The organism is Thalassovita taeanensis (assembly GCF_900110775.1).
In the GTDB taxonomy this organism is placed as follows: Bacteria; Pseudomonadota; Alphaproteobacteria; order Rhodobacterales; family Rhodobacteraceae; genus Litorimicrobium; species Litorimicrobium taeanense.
In genome coordinates this window covers 407,178-423,351 of the sequence record NZ_FOEP01000002.1, presented here as the reverse complement: position 1 = coordinate 423,351, position 16,174 = coordinate 407,178, and the positions used below count along the sequence as shown (strand labels likewise).

General features: G+C 61.3%; 12 protein-coding genes and 1 pseudogene. 1 reads left to right on the top strand and 12 read right to left on the bottom strand.

The window, feature by feature from the left end; translation table 11 throughout:
- Positions 1–4: 4 nt before the first annotated feature.
- The 5 genes from BSF79_RS04485 to rimO all read right to left on the bottom strand — a co-directional run bounded on the left by BSF79_RS04485 (position 5) and on the right by rimO (position 6,555).
- Positions 5–1,051: a phosphotransferase gene (locus BSF79_RS04485; RefSeq protein WP_090268630.1), complete on the bottom strand. Its 1,047-nt coding sequence runs from the start codon at positions 1,049–1,051 to the stop codon at positions 5–7.
- Between the two features lie 170 nt (positions 1,052–1,221).
- Positions 1,222–2,094, bottom strand: coding sequence for an SDR family oxidoreductase (locus BSF79_RS04480; protein ID WP_090268629.1), 873 nt, complete (start codon positions 2,092–2,094; stop codon positions 1,222–1,224).
- A 58-nt stretch (positions 2,095–2,152) separates the two neighbouring features.
- On the bottom strand, positions 2,153–3,721 hold the full coding sequence (locus tag BSF79_RS04475; protein WP_090268628.1) for a class I adenylate-forming enzyme family protein: 1,569 nt from the start codon (positions 3,719–3,721) through the stop codon (positions 2,153–2,155).
- A gap of 120 nt (positions 3,722–3,841) precedes the next feature.
- Complete coding sequence (locus BSF79_RS04470) at positions 3,842–4,996, bottom strand: acyl-CoA dehydrogenase family protein (RefSeq protein WP_090268627.1); 1,155 nt, start codon at positions 4,994–4,996, stop codon at positions 3,842–3,844.
- A gap of 176 nt (positions 4,997–5,172) precedes the next feature.
- Positions 5,173–6,555 carry a 30S ribosomal protein S12 methylthiotransferase RimO gene (rimO, locus tag BSF79_RS04465; protein WP_175545254.1) on the bottom strand — a complete coding sequence of 461 codons (1,383 nt, stop codon included), beginning with the start codon at positions 6,553–6,555 and terminating at the stop codon, positions 5,173–5,175.
- Between the two features lie 218 nt (positions 6,556–6,773).
- Between rimO and BSF79_RS04460 the strand changes: the two are divergent.
- A pseudogene (locus tag BSF79_RS04460) lies at positions 6,774–8,327 on the top strand (AsmA family protein); the annotation flags it as partial.
- 586 nt (positions 8,328–8,913) lie between these two features.
- Here BSF79_RS04460 and BSF79_RS04455 read toward each other — a convergent pair.
- From BSF79_RS04455 to BSF79_RS04425, 7 genes are all read right to left on the bottom strand, one after another.
- Positions 8,914–9,936: an aspartate-semialdehyde dehydrogenase gene (locus BSF79_RS04455; RefSeq protein ID WP_090268625.1), complete on the bottom strand. Its 1,023-nt coding sequence runs from the start codon at positions 9,934–9,936 to the stop codon at positions 8,914–8,916.
- 72 nt (positions 9,937–10,008) lie between these two features.
- Complete coding sequence (locus BSF79_RS04450; protein WP_090268624.1) at positions 10,009–11,187, bottom strand: MFS transporter; 1,179 nt, start codon at positions 11,185–11,187, stop codon at positions 10,009–10,011.
- Positions 11,188–11,329: 142 nt separating this feature from the next.
- Positions 11,330–12,385 (bottom strand): branched-chain amino acid ABC transporter permease, encoded by a 1,056-nt coding sequence (locus BSF79_RS04445; RefSeq protein ID WP_090268623.1) that lies wholly within the window; start codon positions 12,383–12,385, stop codon positions 11,330–11,332.
- Between the two features lies 1 nt (position 12,386).
- Positions 12,387–13,418, bottom strand: coding sequence for a branched-chain amino acid ABC transporter permease (locus BSF79_RS04440; protein ID WP_090268622.1), 1,032 nt, complete (start codon positions 13,416–13,418; stop codon positions 12,387–12,389).
- Positions 13,415–14,140, bottom strand: a complete 726-nt coding sequence (locus tag BSF79_RS04435) for an ABC transporter ATP-binding protein (protein WP_090268621.1) — start codon at positions 14,138–14,140, stop codon at positions 13,415–13,417. Before BSF79_RS04435 ends, BSF79_RS04440 begins: the two co-directional genes overlap by 4 nt.
- On the bottom strand, positions 14,133–14,897 hold the full coding sequence (locus tag BSF79_RS04430; protein ID WP_090268620.1) for an ABC transporter ATP-binding protein: 765 nt from the start codon (positions 14,895–14,897) through the stop codon (positions 14,133–14,135). Before BSF79_RS04430 ends, BSF79_RS04435 begins: the two co-directional genes overlap by 8 nt.
- Positions 14,898–14,974: 77 nt before the next feature.
- On the bottom strand, positions 14,975–16,096 hold the full coding sequence (locus BSF79_RS04425) for a substrate-binding domain-containing protein (protein ID WP_090268730.1): 1,122 nt from the start codon (positions 16,094–16,096) through the stop codon (positions 14,975–14,977).
- Positions 16,097–16,174: the final 78 nt, after the last annotated feature.

Sequence of the window (16,174 nt, the reverse complement as noted above, 5' to 3'; positions counted from 1 at the left end):
CGTCTTATCCTTCTCGTGAGGCGATGATGCCCCACGCCAGTTCCGAGATGGGGACGGCCTTGGCGCCGACCTCGACCGCGTCGGCATTGGCGGCGGTGCCTGTAATCGCGCGTTTGGCAATGCCCTGGAGGATCGAGGCGAGCCTGAACATGCTGAGGATAACGTAGAACTCCCAGTCATCGGGCCTATCGAAGCCGGTGCGGCGCAGGTAGGTTTCCAGATATTCGGTCTCGTCAGGGATTCCGAGCGTTTTCAGGTCTTCCCCGCCCAGCCCCCGGAACAATTCGGGCGCGAACCGCCAGGTCATCACGTGATAGGCGAAATCCGCAAGCGGGTTGCCGATGGTCGAAAGTTCCCAATCAAGCACAGCAACGATACGCGGTTCTGACGGGTGGATCAGGACGTTGTCCAGCCGATAATCCCCGTGCACGATGCCCGAGATGTTATCTTGGGGCAGGTGTTTGGGCAGCCATTCGATGATCTTGTCCATCGCCGGGTTTTCGATGGTGGCCGAGGCGTGGTATTGCTTGGTCCACCGGGACACCTGCCGTTGCAGATAGTTTTCGCTGCGGCCAAACCCCTCCAGCCCGACCGATTTCGGATCAATGCTGTGGATGGCGGCGATAGTCTGGTTCATCCCGTCGAAAATCGCCGCGCGTTCCGCCTTGGTTTGATCGGGCAGGCGCGGGTCCCAGAAGGTGCGGCCGGGGATCATGTCCATCACGTAAAACATGCTGCCAAGGACCGCTTCATCAAGGCAGAGCGCGTGCACTTTGGGAACCGGAACAGCGGTTTCGGACAGGGCCGACAGGACGCGATATTCGCGGTCAACCGCATGGGCGCTGGGCAGCACCGGACCCGGCGGCTTGCGGCGCAAGACATAGTCGCCCGAGGCGGCGGCGATTTTGAACGTTGGGTTCGATTGCCCGCCTTCAAACTTTGTGATCTGCATCGGGCCTTGAAAACCGGCGACATTCTGCGACAGCCAAACGCGAAGCCGGTCCGTATCCATTTGACCGGACGCGCGCGCCGTATCGGTGTCGCCTTGCATTCCTCACCCCGTTTTGCTTTTTCGTCTGTATGCATAGCATGTTGGCGCGCAATTTAGTCAAGCAAAATCGCCTGACGAAATGTGCGCGGCTTGTTGGCGCGCGCCCAAAAAGAAAAACCGCGCCAGCTTGTGCGGCGCGGTTTTCGAGTGTCACAAAGGGGCGTGAGGGGTTATTTCACAGCGGCGAGCGTCGATCCTTTGGGGAAGGGGCGGCTGTTCTGCACGAACATGTCGATCTGCAACGGGCAGGACGGGTTCACGCGGTATGTGTCGAAATTGCTTACGCCTGCTTCGGCCAGAACTTCGTCGTCCAACACGAAATTGCCGGTAAAGGTCGACGCATCGCGGCAGAATATGGCATAGGCCGCATCGGCCATGATTTCGGGCGTTCTGCTGGAATTCATCAGCGCGCTACCGATGACATTCTGGACGGCAGAGGTTGCCACCGTGGTGCGCGGCCAAAGCGCATTTACCGCAATGCCATCGGCGCGCACCTCTTCTGCCAGACCCAGCACGCACATGCTCATGCCGAACTTGGCCATCGTATAGGCGATATGCGGCGCGAACCATTTTGCATCCATATCCAGGGGCGGCGACAGCATCAGGATATGCGCATTTGCAGACTTGCGAAGATAGGGCAGGGCGGTCTTGGACATCAGATAGGTGCCGCGCGTGTTGACCTGATGCATCAGGTCAAACCGTTTCATCTGCACATCGTCGGTGTTGGCCAGATTGATCGCGCTGGCGTTGTTGACCAGAATATCAATGCCACCAAAATGCTGCGCCGCCTGCGCCACCGCTTTTTCGACGGCTTTATCGTCGCGCACGTCCAGCTGAAGCGGCAGGGCTTTGCCGCCAAGCGCCTCGATTTCGTCGGCAGCGGTGAAAATGGTGCCGGGCAGCGTGGGGTGGGGTTCCATCGTCTTGGCGGCCACGACGATATTGGCACCGTCCCGCGCTGCGCGCTTTGCGATTTCAAGCCCGATGCCACGCGACGCGCCGGTGATGAACAGGGTTTGGTTTTCAAGGGGTGTCTGGGTCATTCTTCGGCTTTCGGTTGGGCATGGCGCGGATCGGGAACGCCCCGACCCGTGCGCATGCTCAGGCGGATTCATCCGCATAAAGGTCGGCGTATTGCTGGCGCATCTCGATCTTGCGCAGCTTCCCGGTGGCGGTTGTTGGAACGCTGTCCACAAAGATCAGCTTTTTCGGCATCTGGAATTTACCAAGATGCACGCTGATCTGCGCGAGAATGGCCTGCTCATCCGGTTCGGCGCCGTCATCAAGAACCACGAACCCGGTAATCGCTTCGCCCCAGCGCGCGTGGGGAATGCCGATCACGATGGCGGCCTTCACCTGCGGACAGGCCAAAAGCTGTTCTTCGATCTGAATGGACGAGACATTTTCGCCGCCGGTCTTGATCATGTCCTTGTTGCGATCAAGGAACAGGAATTCGTTGTCATCGGTGATCATCCCCAAGTCGCCGGTATGGTGCCAGCCATGGGCGCGCGCGGCCGCTGTCGCCTTGGGGTTCTTGTAATAGCCAAGCATCACGTTCGGGCCACGATGGACCAATTCGCCGATTTGGTTGCGCGCAACGAGGCTGCCGTCGTCGCCCATGATGGCCATGTCGTTGACGATGGTCGCCTCGCCCCAGTAGTTGCCAAAGCGGGCAAGCTGCCGGTCGGGCTGCGAGATGGTGGTGATCGGATACATTTCAGTCTGGCCAGAGGTCTGCATGAAGGTCGGGCAGAAGTCGGCGATCAGTTTCTTCAGCAGCGGCGCATCCATCGGCGCCATGGTGTGCAGGCAGAACCGCAGGCTTTCGACAGAATATTTTGCGCGCGACGGGTGGTTGATCATCGCCGCGTACATCATCGGCAGGCCAACACAGATCGTCAGTTGGTTGTCGTGGATCGTCTTCAGCGTCAATTCGGGATCGAACCCGCGCATCAGCCCGACTTTGGCCCCAACCATGATATGCGACAGCATCAGGCAATGCGCGCCGCAGTGAAACAGCGGCAGTTGCAGCGTGACGCCATCGGTCCGGTCCAGCTTCCATTCGACCGCATTGCTCATCATCGCCATGACGATGGATTGGTGGGTGTGCATCGCGCCCTTTGGTTTCGATGTTGTGCCGCTGGTATAGATAATCGCCGCAACATCGTCGCGGTCGATATCAACGTCCGGTTCGGTCGCAGGTTGGTCTTGGGCGGCCGGAAAGTCGGCTTCGGTTTCGACAAGGGGCAGGCCAAGGCTTTTGGCGACCTGGCCAAGATTGGGGTGATCGGCAAATGCCCGATCAACGATGACGCGCGAAACCTCGGCGTGGACCAGTGTGAACTGTACGTCTTCATCGTCCAGCATCAGGTTGATCGGAACCCAGATCAGCCCGGCACGGTGGATTGCGAAGATCGCCACCAGCAATTCGATCGAGTTCGCGCAGATCGTCGAGGTACGCTCGCCGGGTTTGGCCCCTTGCGACAGCAGGTGATTTGCCAGCCGGTTCGCTTGCTGATCCAGCGCGCGGTAGGTGATCGACCGTTCGCCATCGACGGCCGCGATATTGCCCGGCATGCGACTGGCGGATCTTCGCAGCAGATCGCCAACGGCGATTCTGGCGATCTGCTCCGGCCTGCCGATACCCGGATTAAAATTGTGCTGCGCCATTTTCTCCCCCACGACTTTGTTCAGCTGACTGAACGCTATGGCGGGCGGCGCATTTATTCTTGTGCGGACTTGCTATGGCGCCAAATTGAGCTGAAAACGCGGGGGGCTGCCCCCGCAGCGCTAGTGATTGCTGCCGAAAATGCCCATGTATTTCGTCAGGATTTGCAGCATGACCTCGTCTGCGCCGCCGCCAATCGCGGTCAGGCGCGCATCGCGGTAAAGGCGGGAAATCTCGCTTTCGTCGGAATAGCCCATGCCACCCCAGAATTGCAGGCAGCCATCCGGCAATGTCCGCGACAGTTTGCCCGCCATCAGCTTGGCCATGGTCGCGACTTTTGTGGCATCCTGTCCGGCCACGACCATCTCGACACCCTTCCAGTTGAGCGCGTTCAGGGCCTCGACCTCGGTCTGCATTTCCGCCAGCTTGAAGCCGATCCATTGGTTGTCGCTGAGCGACCGGCCAAAGGCCTTGCGCTCTTTGGTGTAGTCAACGGTGATATCAATGGCACGCTGAAAAACCGCAGCCGCGTTCAACGCGCACCAAAGCCGCTCGTACTGGAACTGCTGCATCTGATAGATGAAGCCCTTGTTTTCTTCGCCGATCCGGTTGCGCTGCGGCACCCGCACATCGTCAAAGAAAATCTGAGCGGTATCTGAGGAATTCATCCCGATCTTGGTGATCTTCTTGGTGACCTCGACGCCTTTGGTTTTCATCGGAACGATGATCAGCGATTTGTTCTGATGTATCGGCCCGTCGCCGGTATTGGCCAGAAGGCAGCAGAAATCGGCCTGCGTGCCATTGGTGATCCACAGCTTGGTGCCGTTGATTACGTAATCATCGCCGTCCTTGCGCGCCGTTGTCTTCAGCGCGGCCACGTCGGAGCCGCCCCCCGGTTCGGACACGCCGATACAGCCGACATATTCGCCCGCGATTGCCGGGCGCAGAAACTCTTCGCGTAGCGCGTCGCTGCCGTGCTGAGCCAAGGCGGGGGTGCACATATCGGTCTGAGCCCCGATCGCCATTGGAACGCCGCCCGCCTTGATGGCGGCCAGCGCTTCGGCCATCACTGCGGCGAAGGAGAAATCCAAGCCCATCCCGCCGAATTTTTCCGGCTTGTGAACCCCAAGCAGGCCGCGATCACCCAAGGATTTGAAGACCTCATGCGCCGGAAAAATGCCTGCGGCTTCCCATTCGTCGATATGCGGGTTGATCTCGTCTTCGACCCAGCGCGTGACGGTGCGGCGCAGTTCGTTGTGTTCGTGGGTAAGCAGCATGGGGTCCCCTCATGTTTTCCGGCCATGCGCCATGAGTATTGGCCGAAGGGGTTTTTGGCTTGTGTTTAGTCGCTAACATCATCCGCCCAACGGCAGGCCGCTGGTCGAAGGTATGGCCGCCCACGCGGCACTAAGATGCGGTCATGCCACCGTTGGGTGGCATGACGAGGTTTGGTTCAATCGGCGCGCTTGCCCCACAGGTCGTAATCGCCGGCCTCATCTACTTCGACCCGCACGATATCGCCCACGGACAGCGCTTCGGTTGCCTCGTCAATGAACAGGTTCCCGTCGATCTCTGGCGCGTCGGCCTTGGTGCGGCAGGTGGCGATGCCGTCCTCGTCGATGTCGTCCACGATCACGTCGATCACCTGACCGACTTTCGCTGCCAGCTTGGCCTCGGAAATCGCCTGTGATTTCTGCATGAAACGGTCCCAGCGGTCTTGCTTGATCTCGTCGGGCACATGGTCGGGCAGCGCGTTCGAGCGCGCGCCAGCGACGTTTTCGTATTGGAAGCAACCGACGCGGTCCAACTGGGCCTCGTCCAGCCAGTCCAGCAGGGTCTGAAACTCGGCCTCGGTTTCGCCGGGATAGCCGACGATGAAGGTCGAACGCAGGGTGATGTCAGGGCAGGTGGCGCGCCAGGCGGCGATTTCGTCCAGAGTTTTGGCGGCGGCGGCGGGGCGTGCCATACGTTTGAGCACATCCGGGTGCGCGTGCTGGAACGGAATGTCGAGATAGGGCAGCACGCCGTTTGCCGGGTCCGCCATCAGCGGGATCAGGTCGCGCACATGCGGGTAGGGATAGACATAGTGCAGGCGCACCCAAGCGCCGAGGCTGCCCAGATCACGGGCAAGGTCGGTGATATGGGCGCGGTGGCCCCGGTCGGTCGCGTGTTTGATGTCGAGACCGTAAGCAGAGGTGTCCTGAGAGATCACCAGCAGTTCCTTGACGCCGCTTTCAACAAGCTTTTCAGCCTCGCGCAGGATCGCGTGGGCAGGGCGCGAGGCAAGGCGGCCGCGCATGTCAGGAATGATGCAGAACTTGCACTTGTGGTTACAGCCCTCGGAAATCTTGAGGTAGCTGTAGTGGCGCGGCGTCAGTTTGACACCCGAGGCGGGCAGCAGGTCGATGAAGGGATCGGGATCAGGCGGAACGGCGGTGTGGACGGCATCAAGCACCTGTTCGTATTGGTGCGGGCCGGTGACCGCAAGGATCTTGGGGTGGTGTTCGCGGATATAGTCAGGCTCAGCGCCCAGACAGCCGGTGACGATGACGCGACCGTTTTCTTTCAGCGCTTCGCCGATGGCATCGAGGGATTCAGCCTTGGCGGAATCAAGGAAGCCGCAGGTGTTGACGATCACCGCATCGGCCCCGGAATAATCGGGCGAGATGCCATACCCTTCGGCGCGCAGGCGCGTGAGGATACGTTCGCTGTCGACCAGCGCTTTGGGGCAGCCGAGGCTGACCATGCCGATGGTGGGCTGGCCATGGCGGGGCGTGTCCGTGAGGCGGGCACGCGGGGCGAGGTCGGGGCGAAGATTCGGCGGGTTCTGGGACATGGGCGGGATATAGCGACGACATGGCGCGGTGGGAAGGGTGTTGCTGTTTTGCGGTGTCGGGCCTCCGGCGGGGATATTTGGAAAATGTGAATGGTTGGGGCGCCTTGCGTGTGGCGGGGGAATTTTGGGCGGATTTCGTCTTTGGCGGGGAAGGCGAGTTGAGCGTGGCAGCAAGCGGGCCTAGGGTGATTGCAAGCACAGCGGAGTGAGGGTTTGTGATGCGGTGGATTTTTCGGCTGATCGGGTTTGTGGTGGTGTTGATCGGGGTGGCGGCGGTGTCGCTGCTGCTGTTGCCGGGGGACCGGATTGCGCGGGTGGCGGTGGATCAGATCCGGGCGCAGACCGGGCGCGAGGTGGTTTTATCAGGCGAGACGCAGGTCAGTTATTATCCGGTGCTGGGCGTCAGCACGGGGGCGTTGACGATTGCCAACGCGGCGTGGTCCGGCGCGGGGCCGATGCTGGAGGCGGACAGTTTGAAGGTTGGGGTCGATCTGATGTCGCTGATCCGCGGCGCGGTGAAGATCACCGGGTTGGAGGCCGTGCGCCCCCGGATTTTGCTGGAGCGGGCCAAGGATGGGCGCGTCAACTGGGAGCTGGGCGTGGCTGGGGTGGCGCCCTCGGGGCAACCGGCGGGGGCGGGCAATGCGCTGGCGCTGTCGCTGGATCGCGCGCTGATTTCGAACGGCAGCCTGCGCTATGTTGATCACGAAACCGGGGCGCAAACGCAGGTCAGCGCGGTGGATTTCGATCTGCGCTGGCCGGAGTACCGCGGCGGGGCCGAGTTTTCCGGCAAGCTGAGCTATGGCGCGTCGCCGCTGAGCATTTCGGGCAAGCTGGGGGACTTGGGCGCATTGATTGATGGCGCGCTGAGCACGGTGACGGTGCTGGCCGAGGCGCGTGGCGGCAAGGCGACGTTTGAGGGCCGGATCGGGGCGCAGCCGCAGGCGCAGGGGCGGGTGAGTGCGGAGCTGTCCGATACGGCGGCATTTCTGGCAGCGCTGGGTGTGGGCGGGATCGATCTGCCTGCCGGGTTTGGGCGCAAGGCGGGGCTGACGGCGGATCTGACGCTGACCAGCGCGCTGGGGCTGAGCCTGCGGGATATGGCGGTGGTGCTGGATCAGAACCGCCTGAGTGGTGCTGCGGATGTGGCGCTGGGCGGGGCAAAACCTGTGGTGACCGCGCGGTTGGCCGCCGGGGTTCTGGACCTGTCGGGGCTGACGGACACGGGCGGCACGGCGCCCCCTGCGGCGGGCAGCGGATGGTCGCGCGACAAGATTGATGCAAGCGCACTGGGCGCGTTTGACGGTGAGGTGTCACTGAGCGCCGAGGGCGTGCGCGTGGCCGGGCTGAGCTTTGGTGCGGCGCAGGTGCTGGCGACGGTGGATCGGTCGCGCGCGGTGGTCAACCTGCGCCAGCTTGCGGGGTATCAGGGCACTGTCGCCGGGCAGGTCGTGGCCAACAATCGCAGCGGGCTGAGTGTGGGCGGCAACGTGACCGCCAGCGGTGTTGAGATGAAGGATTTGCTGGGCGATCTGATCGGCGTGCGGCGGTTTACCGGCAAGGCGCAGGGCGATTTGACATTTCTGGCTGTGGGCAATTCGGTCGATGCGATCATGCACAGTCTTGAGGGCAAGGGCGGGGTGTCGATGGGGCGCGGCACCATTGAAGGGATCGACCTGGACAGTTTGATGCGCTCGGGCGTGAACAGTGGCGGGACCACGGTGTTTGACAGTCTGGGGGCGACGTTCACCATGGCGGGCGGGAACCTGACCAACAAGGATCTGCTGCTGAGCCTGCCGTTGATAACGGCCACGGGCGAGGGGCGCGTGGGCTTGGGGGCGCAGGACATTGACTATCTGTTCACGCCCAAGGCGATCACCGCGCGGGATGGCAAAGGGTTGGCTATTCCGGTGCGCATTCGTGGCGGGTGGGGCAACCCAAAGATCTCGGCCGATCTTGAGAAGGCAATCGATCTGAACTTCAAGGAAGAGAAAGAGGCAGCGCAAGAGAAGGTCAAGGCGAAGGTGGCCGAGAAGATCGAGAAAGAGCTGGGCGTAAAGGTCGAAGACGGCGAGAAGGTCGAGGATGCCGTGAAGAAAAAGCTGGAGGATGAGGCGCTGAAGGGGCTGAAGAAGCTGTTTGAATAACGGCTCTTCGCCGGTCCACTGCGCCATCTTTGCGCCTTGCTGCACCGTCTTGCCATCCCGCAGCGCGAGCCCGCGCTACGGTCGTTTTTAACGCATCAGACCGGTGTCAGTTGCATATCCATTCTTCCGGTTTGGATATGCTTGGTCATTGATCCGATCAGGCAGGGACGGTCAGGGACCAGGCCAAAAGCACTGGCACCTGACATCACGATCAGCCCTTTTTCAGAACCTCACGGCCCAGAACTTCGGCGATCTGCACGGCATTCAGCGCGGCCCCCTTGCGAAGGTTATCGCTGACGCACCACAGGTTGATGCCATTCTCAACCGTGCTGTCCTGACGGATACGGCTGATGAAGGTGGCGTAATCGCCCACGCATTCAACCGGCGTCACGTATCCACCGTTTTCGCGCTTGTCGATCACCATCACGCCGGGGGCCTCGCGCAGGATATCGCGCGCCTCGTCCTCATCAAGGAAGTCTTCGAACTCGATGTTGAGCGATTCCGAATGGCCCACGAACACCGGCACCCGCACGCAAGTCGCGGTTACCTTGACCTTGGGATCAAGGATCTTCTTGGTCTCGGCGATCATCTTCCATTCTTCTTTGGTATCGCCGCTGTCCATGAAGACATCGATATGCGGGATCACGTTGAATGCGATCTGCTTGGTGAATTTCTTCGGCGCGACCTCCTGACCTGGCACATACATGCCTTTGGTCTGGTCCCACAGCTCGTCGATGCCTTCTTTGCCGGCACCCGAAACGGACTGATAGGTGCTGACGACCACACGCTTGATCGTTGCCCGATCATGCAGCGGCTTGAGCGCAACAACCATCTGCGCGGTCGAGCAGTTGGGGTTGGCGATGATGTTCTTCTTGGCATAGCCGTGGATCGCCTCGGCGTTTACTTCCGGCACGATCAGGGGCACGTCGGGATCATAGCGATAAAGCGAGCTGTTATCGATCACGATACAGCCAGCCGCCGCCGCCTTGGGCGCATAGATCTTGGTCGCGTCCGAGCCGACGGCAAACAGCGCCATATCCCAGCCGGTGAAATCAAAGGTGTCCAGATCCTTGGTCTTCAGGGTGGTGTCGCCAAACGTGACTTCCGTGCCCAGCGATTTACGGCTGGCCAGCACGGCAACTTCATCCGCCGGAAAGTGGCGCTCGGCCAGAATGTTCAGCATTTCACGACCCACGTTCCCCGTGGCGCCGACAACGACAACCCTATAGCCCATTTCGGACAACTCCTTATTTTCAGGACGCTGCGGTCTTACAGCAGGCCAAGCCCGGTTGAAAGGGGATTCCGTTCAGTCCAGCCGATCGCGGCAAAACACATAGGGCAGCAAACCCGCCACCAACACGGCCGCGAAAAACCCGAATACCACCTGATAGGGGCGCTCGACCGCGCCGCCTTGTGCCGCAACCGCCGTGTGCAACTGCCCGGTGACGACCTGAAACAGCCCCACGCCGCCGATCCCGAAAAGGTTCATCAGCGTCACCCCCCGTCCGGTCAGATGCGGCGGAATAAAGCTGCGCCCATGCGCCATGATCAGCGGGAAACACATCCCGAAAAAGCCGACCGCCGCACATAAGGCCACGGCAGAAATCACGCCATTGTCGGGCCACAGAACAAGCGCAAAGCAGATCAGCGCAACAATCACATTGCCGGTGAAGATCACCCATTTGCGGGTGCGAAACACCCGGTCCAACGGCCCATAGATCAGGGTGCCCGCAACCATCGCCACCCCCATCACCAGTGTCGCGCGCCCAATCGCAGCGGCATCGGCACCGAACACATCCGACAGATACGGCCCGATCCAAAGTCCCCTCAGCCCGGCGGCAGGCGCATAGCTGACAAACATCAACGGGAAGATCAGCCATAACTCGGGCCTGCGCAGCAGCTCCAGAACCGAACCGCTCAGATTCCCCTCCAGCTTCGGCGGGTCCTGCACCGTCAGCCACACGCCCGCCGCCAAAGCAACCGACACGCCCGCCAAACCGCCCAGCGTCGCGCGCCACCCGACCAGATCAACCGCCATTGCCAGCGGCACAGACCCCGCCAGATTTCCAAGCGTGCCAACCCCGATCATCACGGCGCCCAGCGTGGCGAACATCGCGGGCGGATACTCTCTGGCAAATATGTAATAGGATGCCATCAGCACCGGCGCACAGCCCACACCGATCAGCGCCATCGCCAACCCGATTTGCCCCGGCCCCTGCGCCATCGCAAACATCAACGCGCCGCCCCCGCCGCCAATGGCCAGCAACACCGCCGCCACCCGGCGCGGCCCGATCCGGTCCAACGCCCAACCCACCGGGATCTGCATCGCCGCAAAGGTCAAGAACCACAGCCCCGACGCAAAGGCCAAATCCTCCGGCCCCGCCGCGATATCGCGCTCCAAGGCCTGCGTCAGAACCGCAAGAAACGCGCGAAAAAACTGGCTCAGCACATAGGCCGCGCACAGAAATACCAATCCGGCCTTCATATCGCTCCTCCCACAAAGCCTCCCAGCCATTTCCCAAAACCAAAGGGCGCGCAACCCTTGTCGGTTCCGCGCCCTTCTTGTTTCTTTCTGACCCAAATACTCACTACGCCGCGCGGCAAACCTCTGACCGGCCCGTGTGGGCTCAATCGTCCTGCCGCAAACGCCCGACAATACCGGTCGGAAAGAAATAAACGCTCAGGATGAACAGGATCCCCAGCCACATCAGCCAGCGATCCGGGCTCAGCAGGTCAGGCAGCAGCGGCACGCTCTCCACCGCCCCCGAGGCCACCTGCATCAGCTCTTGCAGATAGTTTTGCGCCACCACAAACAGCGTCGCGCCGATGACCGCGCCATACATCGTGCCCATGCCGCCGATCACCACCATCAGCAGAATATCCACCATGATCTCAAAGCTCAGCACGGTGTCCGGCCCGACATAGCGCAGCCAGATCGCGTAAAGCGACCCGGCCAGCGCCGCGATTGCCGCAGAAATGCACGCCGCGCCTGTGCGATAGGCGATCACGCGGTATCCGACCGCCTCGGCCCGGAAATCATTCTCGCGGATGGCTTGCAGCACGCGGCCAAAGGGCGAATTGACGATCCGCAACAGCAACAGAAACAACATCAGCGCGCCAAAGAACACGACATAGTAGTTCAGCAACTTGCCGTTCAGCTTCACACCCAGAAGCTCTCCGCCGAATTTGAACGCCGGGGTCAGCTCGCGCGGGATCTTGTAATTCAGCCCGTCCTCGCCGCCTGTCAGCCCCGACAGCTGGCTCACCAGAACCGCCACGGCACTGGCCACCGCCAGTGTGATCATCGCAAAGAAAATCGCCCGCACCCGCAGACTGAACAGCCCGATCAGGAATGCCGCAAGCGCCGCGACCACGGCTCCGCTCAGGGTGCCGACAATCAGCGCGCCAAATCCGCGCTCCATATGCGAACATGCCAGCGCCACGCCATAGGCGCCGATGCCGAAAAACATCGTATGCGCAAAGCTGACAATCCCGGTGTATCCCAGCACAAGATCATACGAGGCCACCAGCAGGATAAAGATACAGATCCGCGCCGCCGTATCGACCGACCGGATGCCCGGAAACAGGAAGGGCGCGAAGGCCAGACAGATCAGGATCGCCACCAGAATGGCGGTCAGAAGTTTGCTGCGCGGCAGGTCGCCGGAAAGAAGTTTCACAAGCATCTCATTTCGCCTTCACTACCGGGATCATCCCCTGCGGGCGCCACATCAGGATCGCCACCATCAGGCCGATGTTTGAAATCAACGCCGCCTTGGGTTCAAGAAAGGCGATATAGTTCTGCAACAGCCCCACCATCAGCGCGCCGATGAAACAGCCCTCGACGCTGCCCAAGCCGCCAATGATCACGACGATGAAAATCATGATCATCATCTGCTGGCCCATGTGGGCGGTGATCACCTCTTGGTACAGGCCCCACATCACCCCGCCCAGACCGGCCAGCGCCGACCCGGCGACGAACACGCCGACAAACACCAGCCGCAGCCGGTATCCCAGCGCCTCGACCATCTCGCCGTTTTCCACGCCTGCGCGCACGATCAGCCCGATCTTGGTGCTGCGCAGCACATACCGCATCGCCAGAAACAGCGCCAAACCCATGCCCACGGCCACCAGCCGGTATTTTTCCAGCGCGGCCCCGGCAAAGGTCACGGCGCCTTTCAGCGCCTCGGGTCGGGTGATGTAAATCTCCTCGGGGCCCCACAGCACCACGATCAGCTGTTCAACAACGATCAAGCCGCCCATGGTCACCAGGATCTGCTTCAGATGCGCGCCATAGACGGGTTTGACAATCACCCGCTCAAAGGCCCACCCCAGCGCGCCGGTCGCAATCGTCGCCGCGATGACTGCCAGCAACATCGCCAACAGGTTCAGCACCAACGACGGCGCCGCCGTCATCTGCCCCAGCGCCAACAACACGCTGACCCCGACAAATGCCCCGACCGAGATGAACACCCCGTGGCCGAAATTGATCACATCCATCAGGCCGAACACCAATGTCATGCCGCTGGCCATGATAAAGATCATCATCCCCATCGCCAGCCCGCTGACCGTCAGCGTCAGCCAGCTGGACGTCGACGGGATCGCCGCCAGACCAACCAGCATGATGATCGGCACCAGCAGCACCGGCATCCACGGGGCCAGCCTGTCCAGCAGACCCGCCTGCGCCATTGTCGGCACATGTTTCGGTGCAGCACTCATTGATGCGCCTCCATACTTAATCCCATCAGCCGCTCTTGCAGCGCGGCATCACCAGCCAGTTCGGCCATCGCGCCGGACCAGATCACCCGGCCGTCATCCATCACCGCGCAGGTGTCGCCCAACGCCTTGGCAACGCTGAAATTTTGCTCGACCAGCAGAATGCTGGCCCCCTGCGCCTTCAGGTCGCGCAGCGCCCGCGCCATGGTCGAGATGATCGCCGGCGCCAGCCCCTTTGTCGGCTCGTCGATCAGATACAGCCGCCGTTCTTCCACCATCGCACGGGCGATGCTGAGCATCTGTTTCTGCCCGCCACTCAGGTTGCCCGCGTGGTTCTTCCAAAAGGTCTTCAGCGGCGGGAAGGCTTCGAAAATCCAATCCAGACGGGCTTGATCAATCGGGCCGGATACAGCGGCCAGCACCATGTTTTCCTCGACCGTCAGATCAGAGAAAATGCCCATGTTCTCAGGCACGAACCCAACGCCCGTTCGGGCGATCGCGGGCACCGGCAGGGCGGTGATATCCTGTCCATCCAGCATCACCTTGCCAGCGCGGGCGCGCCAATGGCCCATGATCGTGCGCAGCGTTGTGGTCTTGCCCACCCCGTTGCGCCCCAGCAGCATGGTCACACCGCCGCGCGGCACATCCAGATCCACACCTTGCAGAATGTGATACTGGGCGATGTCAGTATACACGCCTTCCAGCCGCAGCATCGGGTCAGACATCTTCCAGCTCCTTGCCCATATAGGCTTCCTGCACCACGTCGCTGGCCATGACCTCGGCCGGATCGCCGTCCGCCGCCAGCGCGCCGTTGTGCAGAACGATGATCCGGTCCGCGAGGGTACGGATCACATCCATCTTGTGTTCCACCAGCAGGATCGTGCGATCCTTCTCGGCTTTCAGTTCGGCAATCAGATCCAGCACCACAGGCGCTTCATCCACGCTCATGCCCGCCGTCGGCTCGTCAAACATATACACCAAAGGATCGAGCGCGATCAGCATCGCCACCTCCAGCTTGCGCTGATTGCCGTGGCTCAGCTCGGATACTTTTTGCTCGCGCAGATCATACAGCCTGACCTTTTCCAGCACGGAAATCGCGCGGTCTGTGACCTCGCTGTGGCTTTCGGCCATCGAAAACAGGTTGAACCCCATCTTTGCCTTCGCCTGAATAACCAGCCGTACATTTTCCAGCACGCTCAGGTTCGGGAACAGATTGGTCAACTGGAATGCGCGCCCGATCCCACGCTCGCAGCGCTGCGAGACCGACATGCGCGTGATGTCGCGCCCGTTCAGCTCGACCTTGCCTTCACTGGCAGGGATCTGACCGGAAATCAGGTTGAAATAGGTCGTCTTGCCCGCCCCGTTCGGCCCGACGATGGCCGTCAATTCGCCGGCGCGGAAACTGCAACTGACATGATCCACGGCCACGTGGCCGCCAAACCGCACGGTCAGATCGTGGGTTTGCAGCAGAACTCTGCTCATCTCGGTATCCTCGGGGTTTTCAAAAAGGGGAAACCCGCCGGGGCGCAGATGCGCGGCCCCGGCGGGTTCCTGTCAGATCACTTGCCGTTGCGGATCGGGATCGGCAGATCGTCGATCGTCAGCTCGCGCACCAGCTCGGGGATGGCCCAGGCCACACCGTCATCAACGCGGATCTTGAAGTGATACATGCTTTGCAGCGCCTGATGGTCCTCGGCGCGGAACACCATCTTGCCCTTGGGCGTGTCCCACTCCATGCCTTCCATCGCGGTGATCAGGTCTTCGGTGTCGGTGCCACCGGCCTTCTTGATCGCCGCAGCCGCGGCCAGACCCGCCGCCATGCCGCCTGCGGTGAAGAAATCCGGCGGGGTGCCGAAGCGCGCCATATGCTCTTTCACCAGCCAGTCGTTGATCTCGTTCTTCGGGCTTTCGTAGTAGTAATAGGTCGCCCCCTCCATGCCGGGGAATTCCTTATACGCCGCCAGCGCCGCCAGAATGTTGCCGCCCGTGGCGATCTCGATGCCGAAACGGCTGGGGTCCATTGCCTGGATCTTGCTCATCGGGTTGCCGCCACCGGCCCAGATCACGAACAGCTTCTTGTCGCCTTCAATGTCTTTCATCGCATTGAAAATACGCTCGGCTGCGGCGGTGAAATCGGTCGTGTCCGTGGGCACGTATTCCTCGGTCACGATCGTCGTGCCCGTGCCCTCCAGTGCCTCTTTGAAGGCAGAGATCCCGTCGCGGCCAAAGGCATAATCCTGTGCCAGCGTGGCGATTTTCACGTCCTTGCCGCCCAGCGCAATGGCGTTTGCCACCGCATCCTGAGAGCTGTTGCGCCCGGTGCGGAAAATATAGCGGTTCCATTCGGACCCAGTGATGCTGTCGGCCACGGCGGGCTCGACGATCAGGATCTTTTCATATTCCTCGGCGACGGGCAGCATCGCCAGCGCCACGCCCGAACTGACCGGCCCAACCGCCAGATCAACCTCGTCGTCACCGTATGCTTCGGCCAGCAGCGCCTTGCCGTTTTCCGGCTTCAGCTGGGTATCCTTTTCGATCACAACGATCTTTTCGCCGTCGATCTCCATGGTGCCGCCGGTGGCGTATTCCAGCCCCAGCATCAGCCCGTCGTGGCTTTGCTTGGCATAGGCCTCATAGGGGCCGGTCTTGCCATAGATATGGGCGATTTTGATATCGGCCATTGCGCCGCTGGCCAGCGCCAACCCTGACGCCAGACCCAAAATAATGGAACGTTTCACGATGATCCTCCCTGATCACTG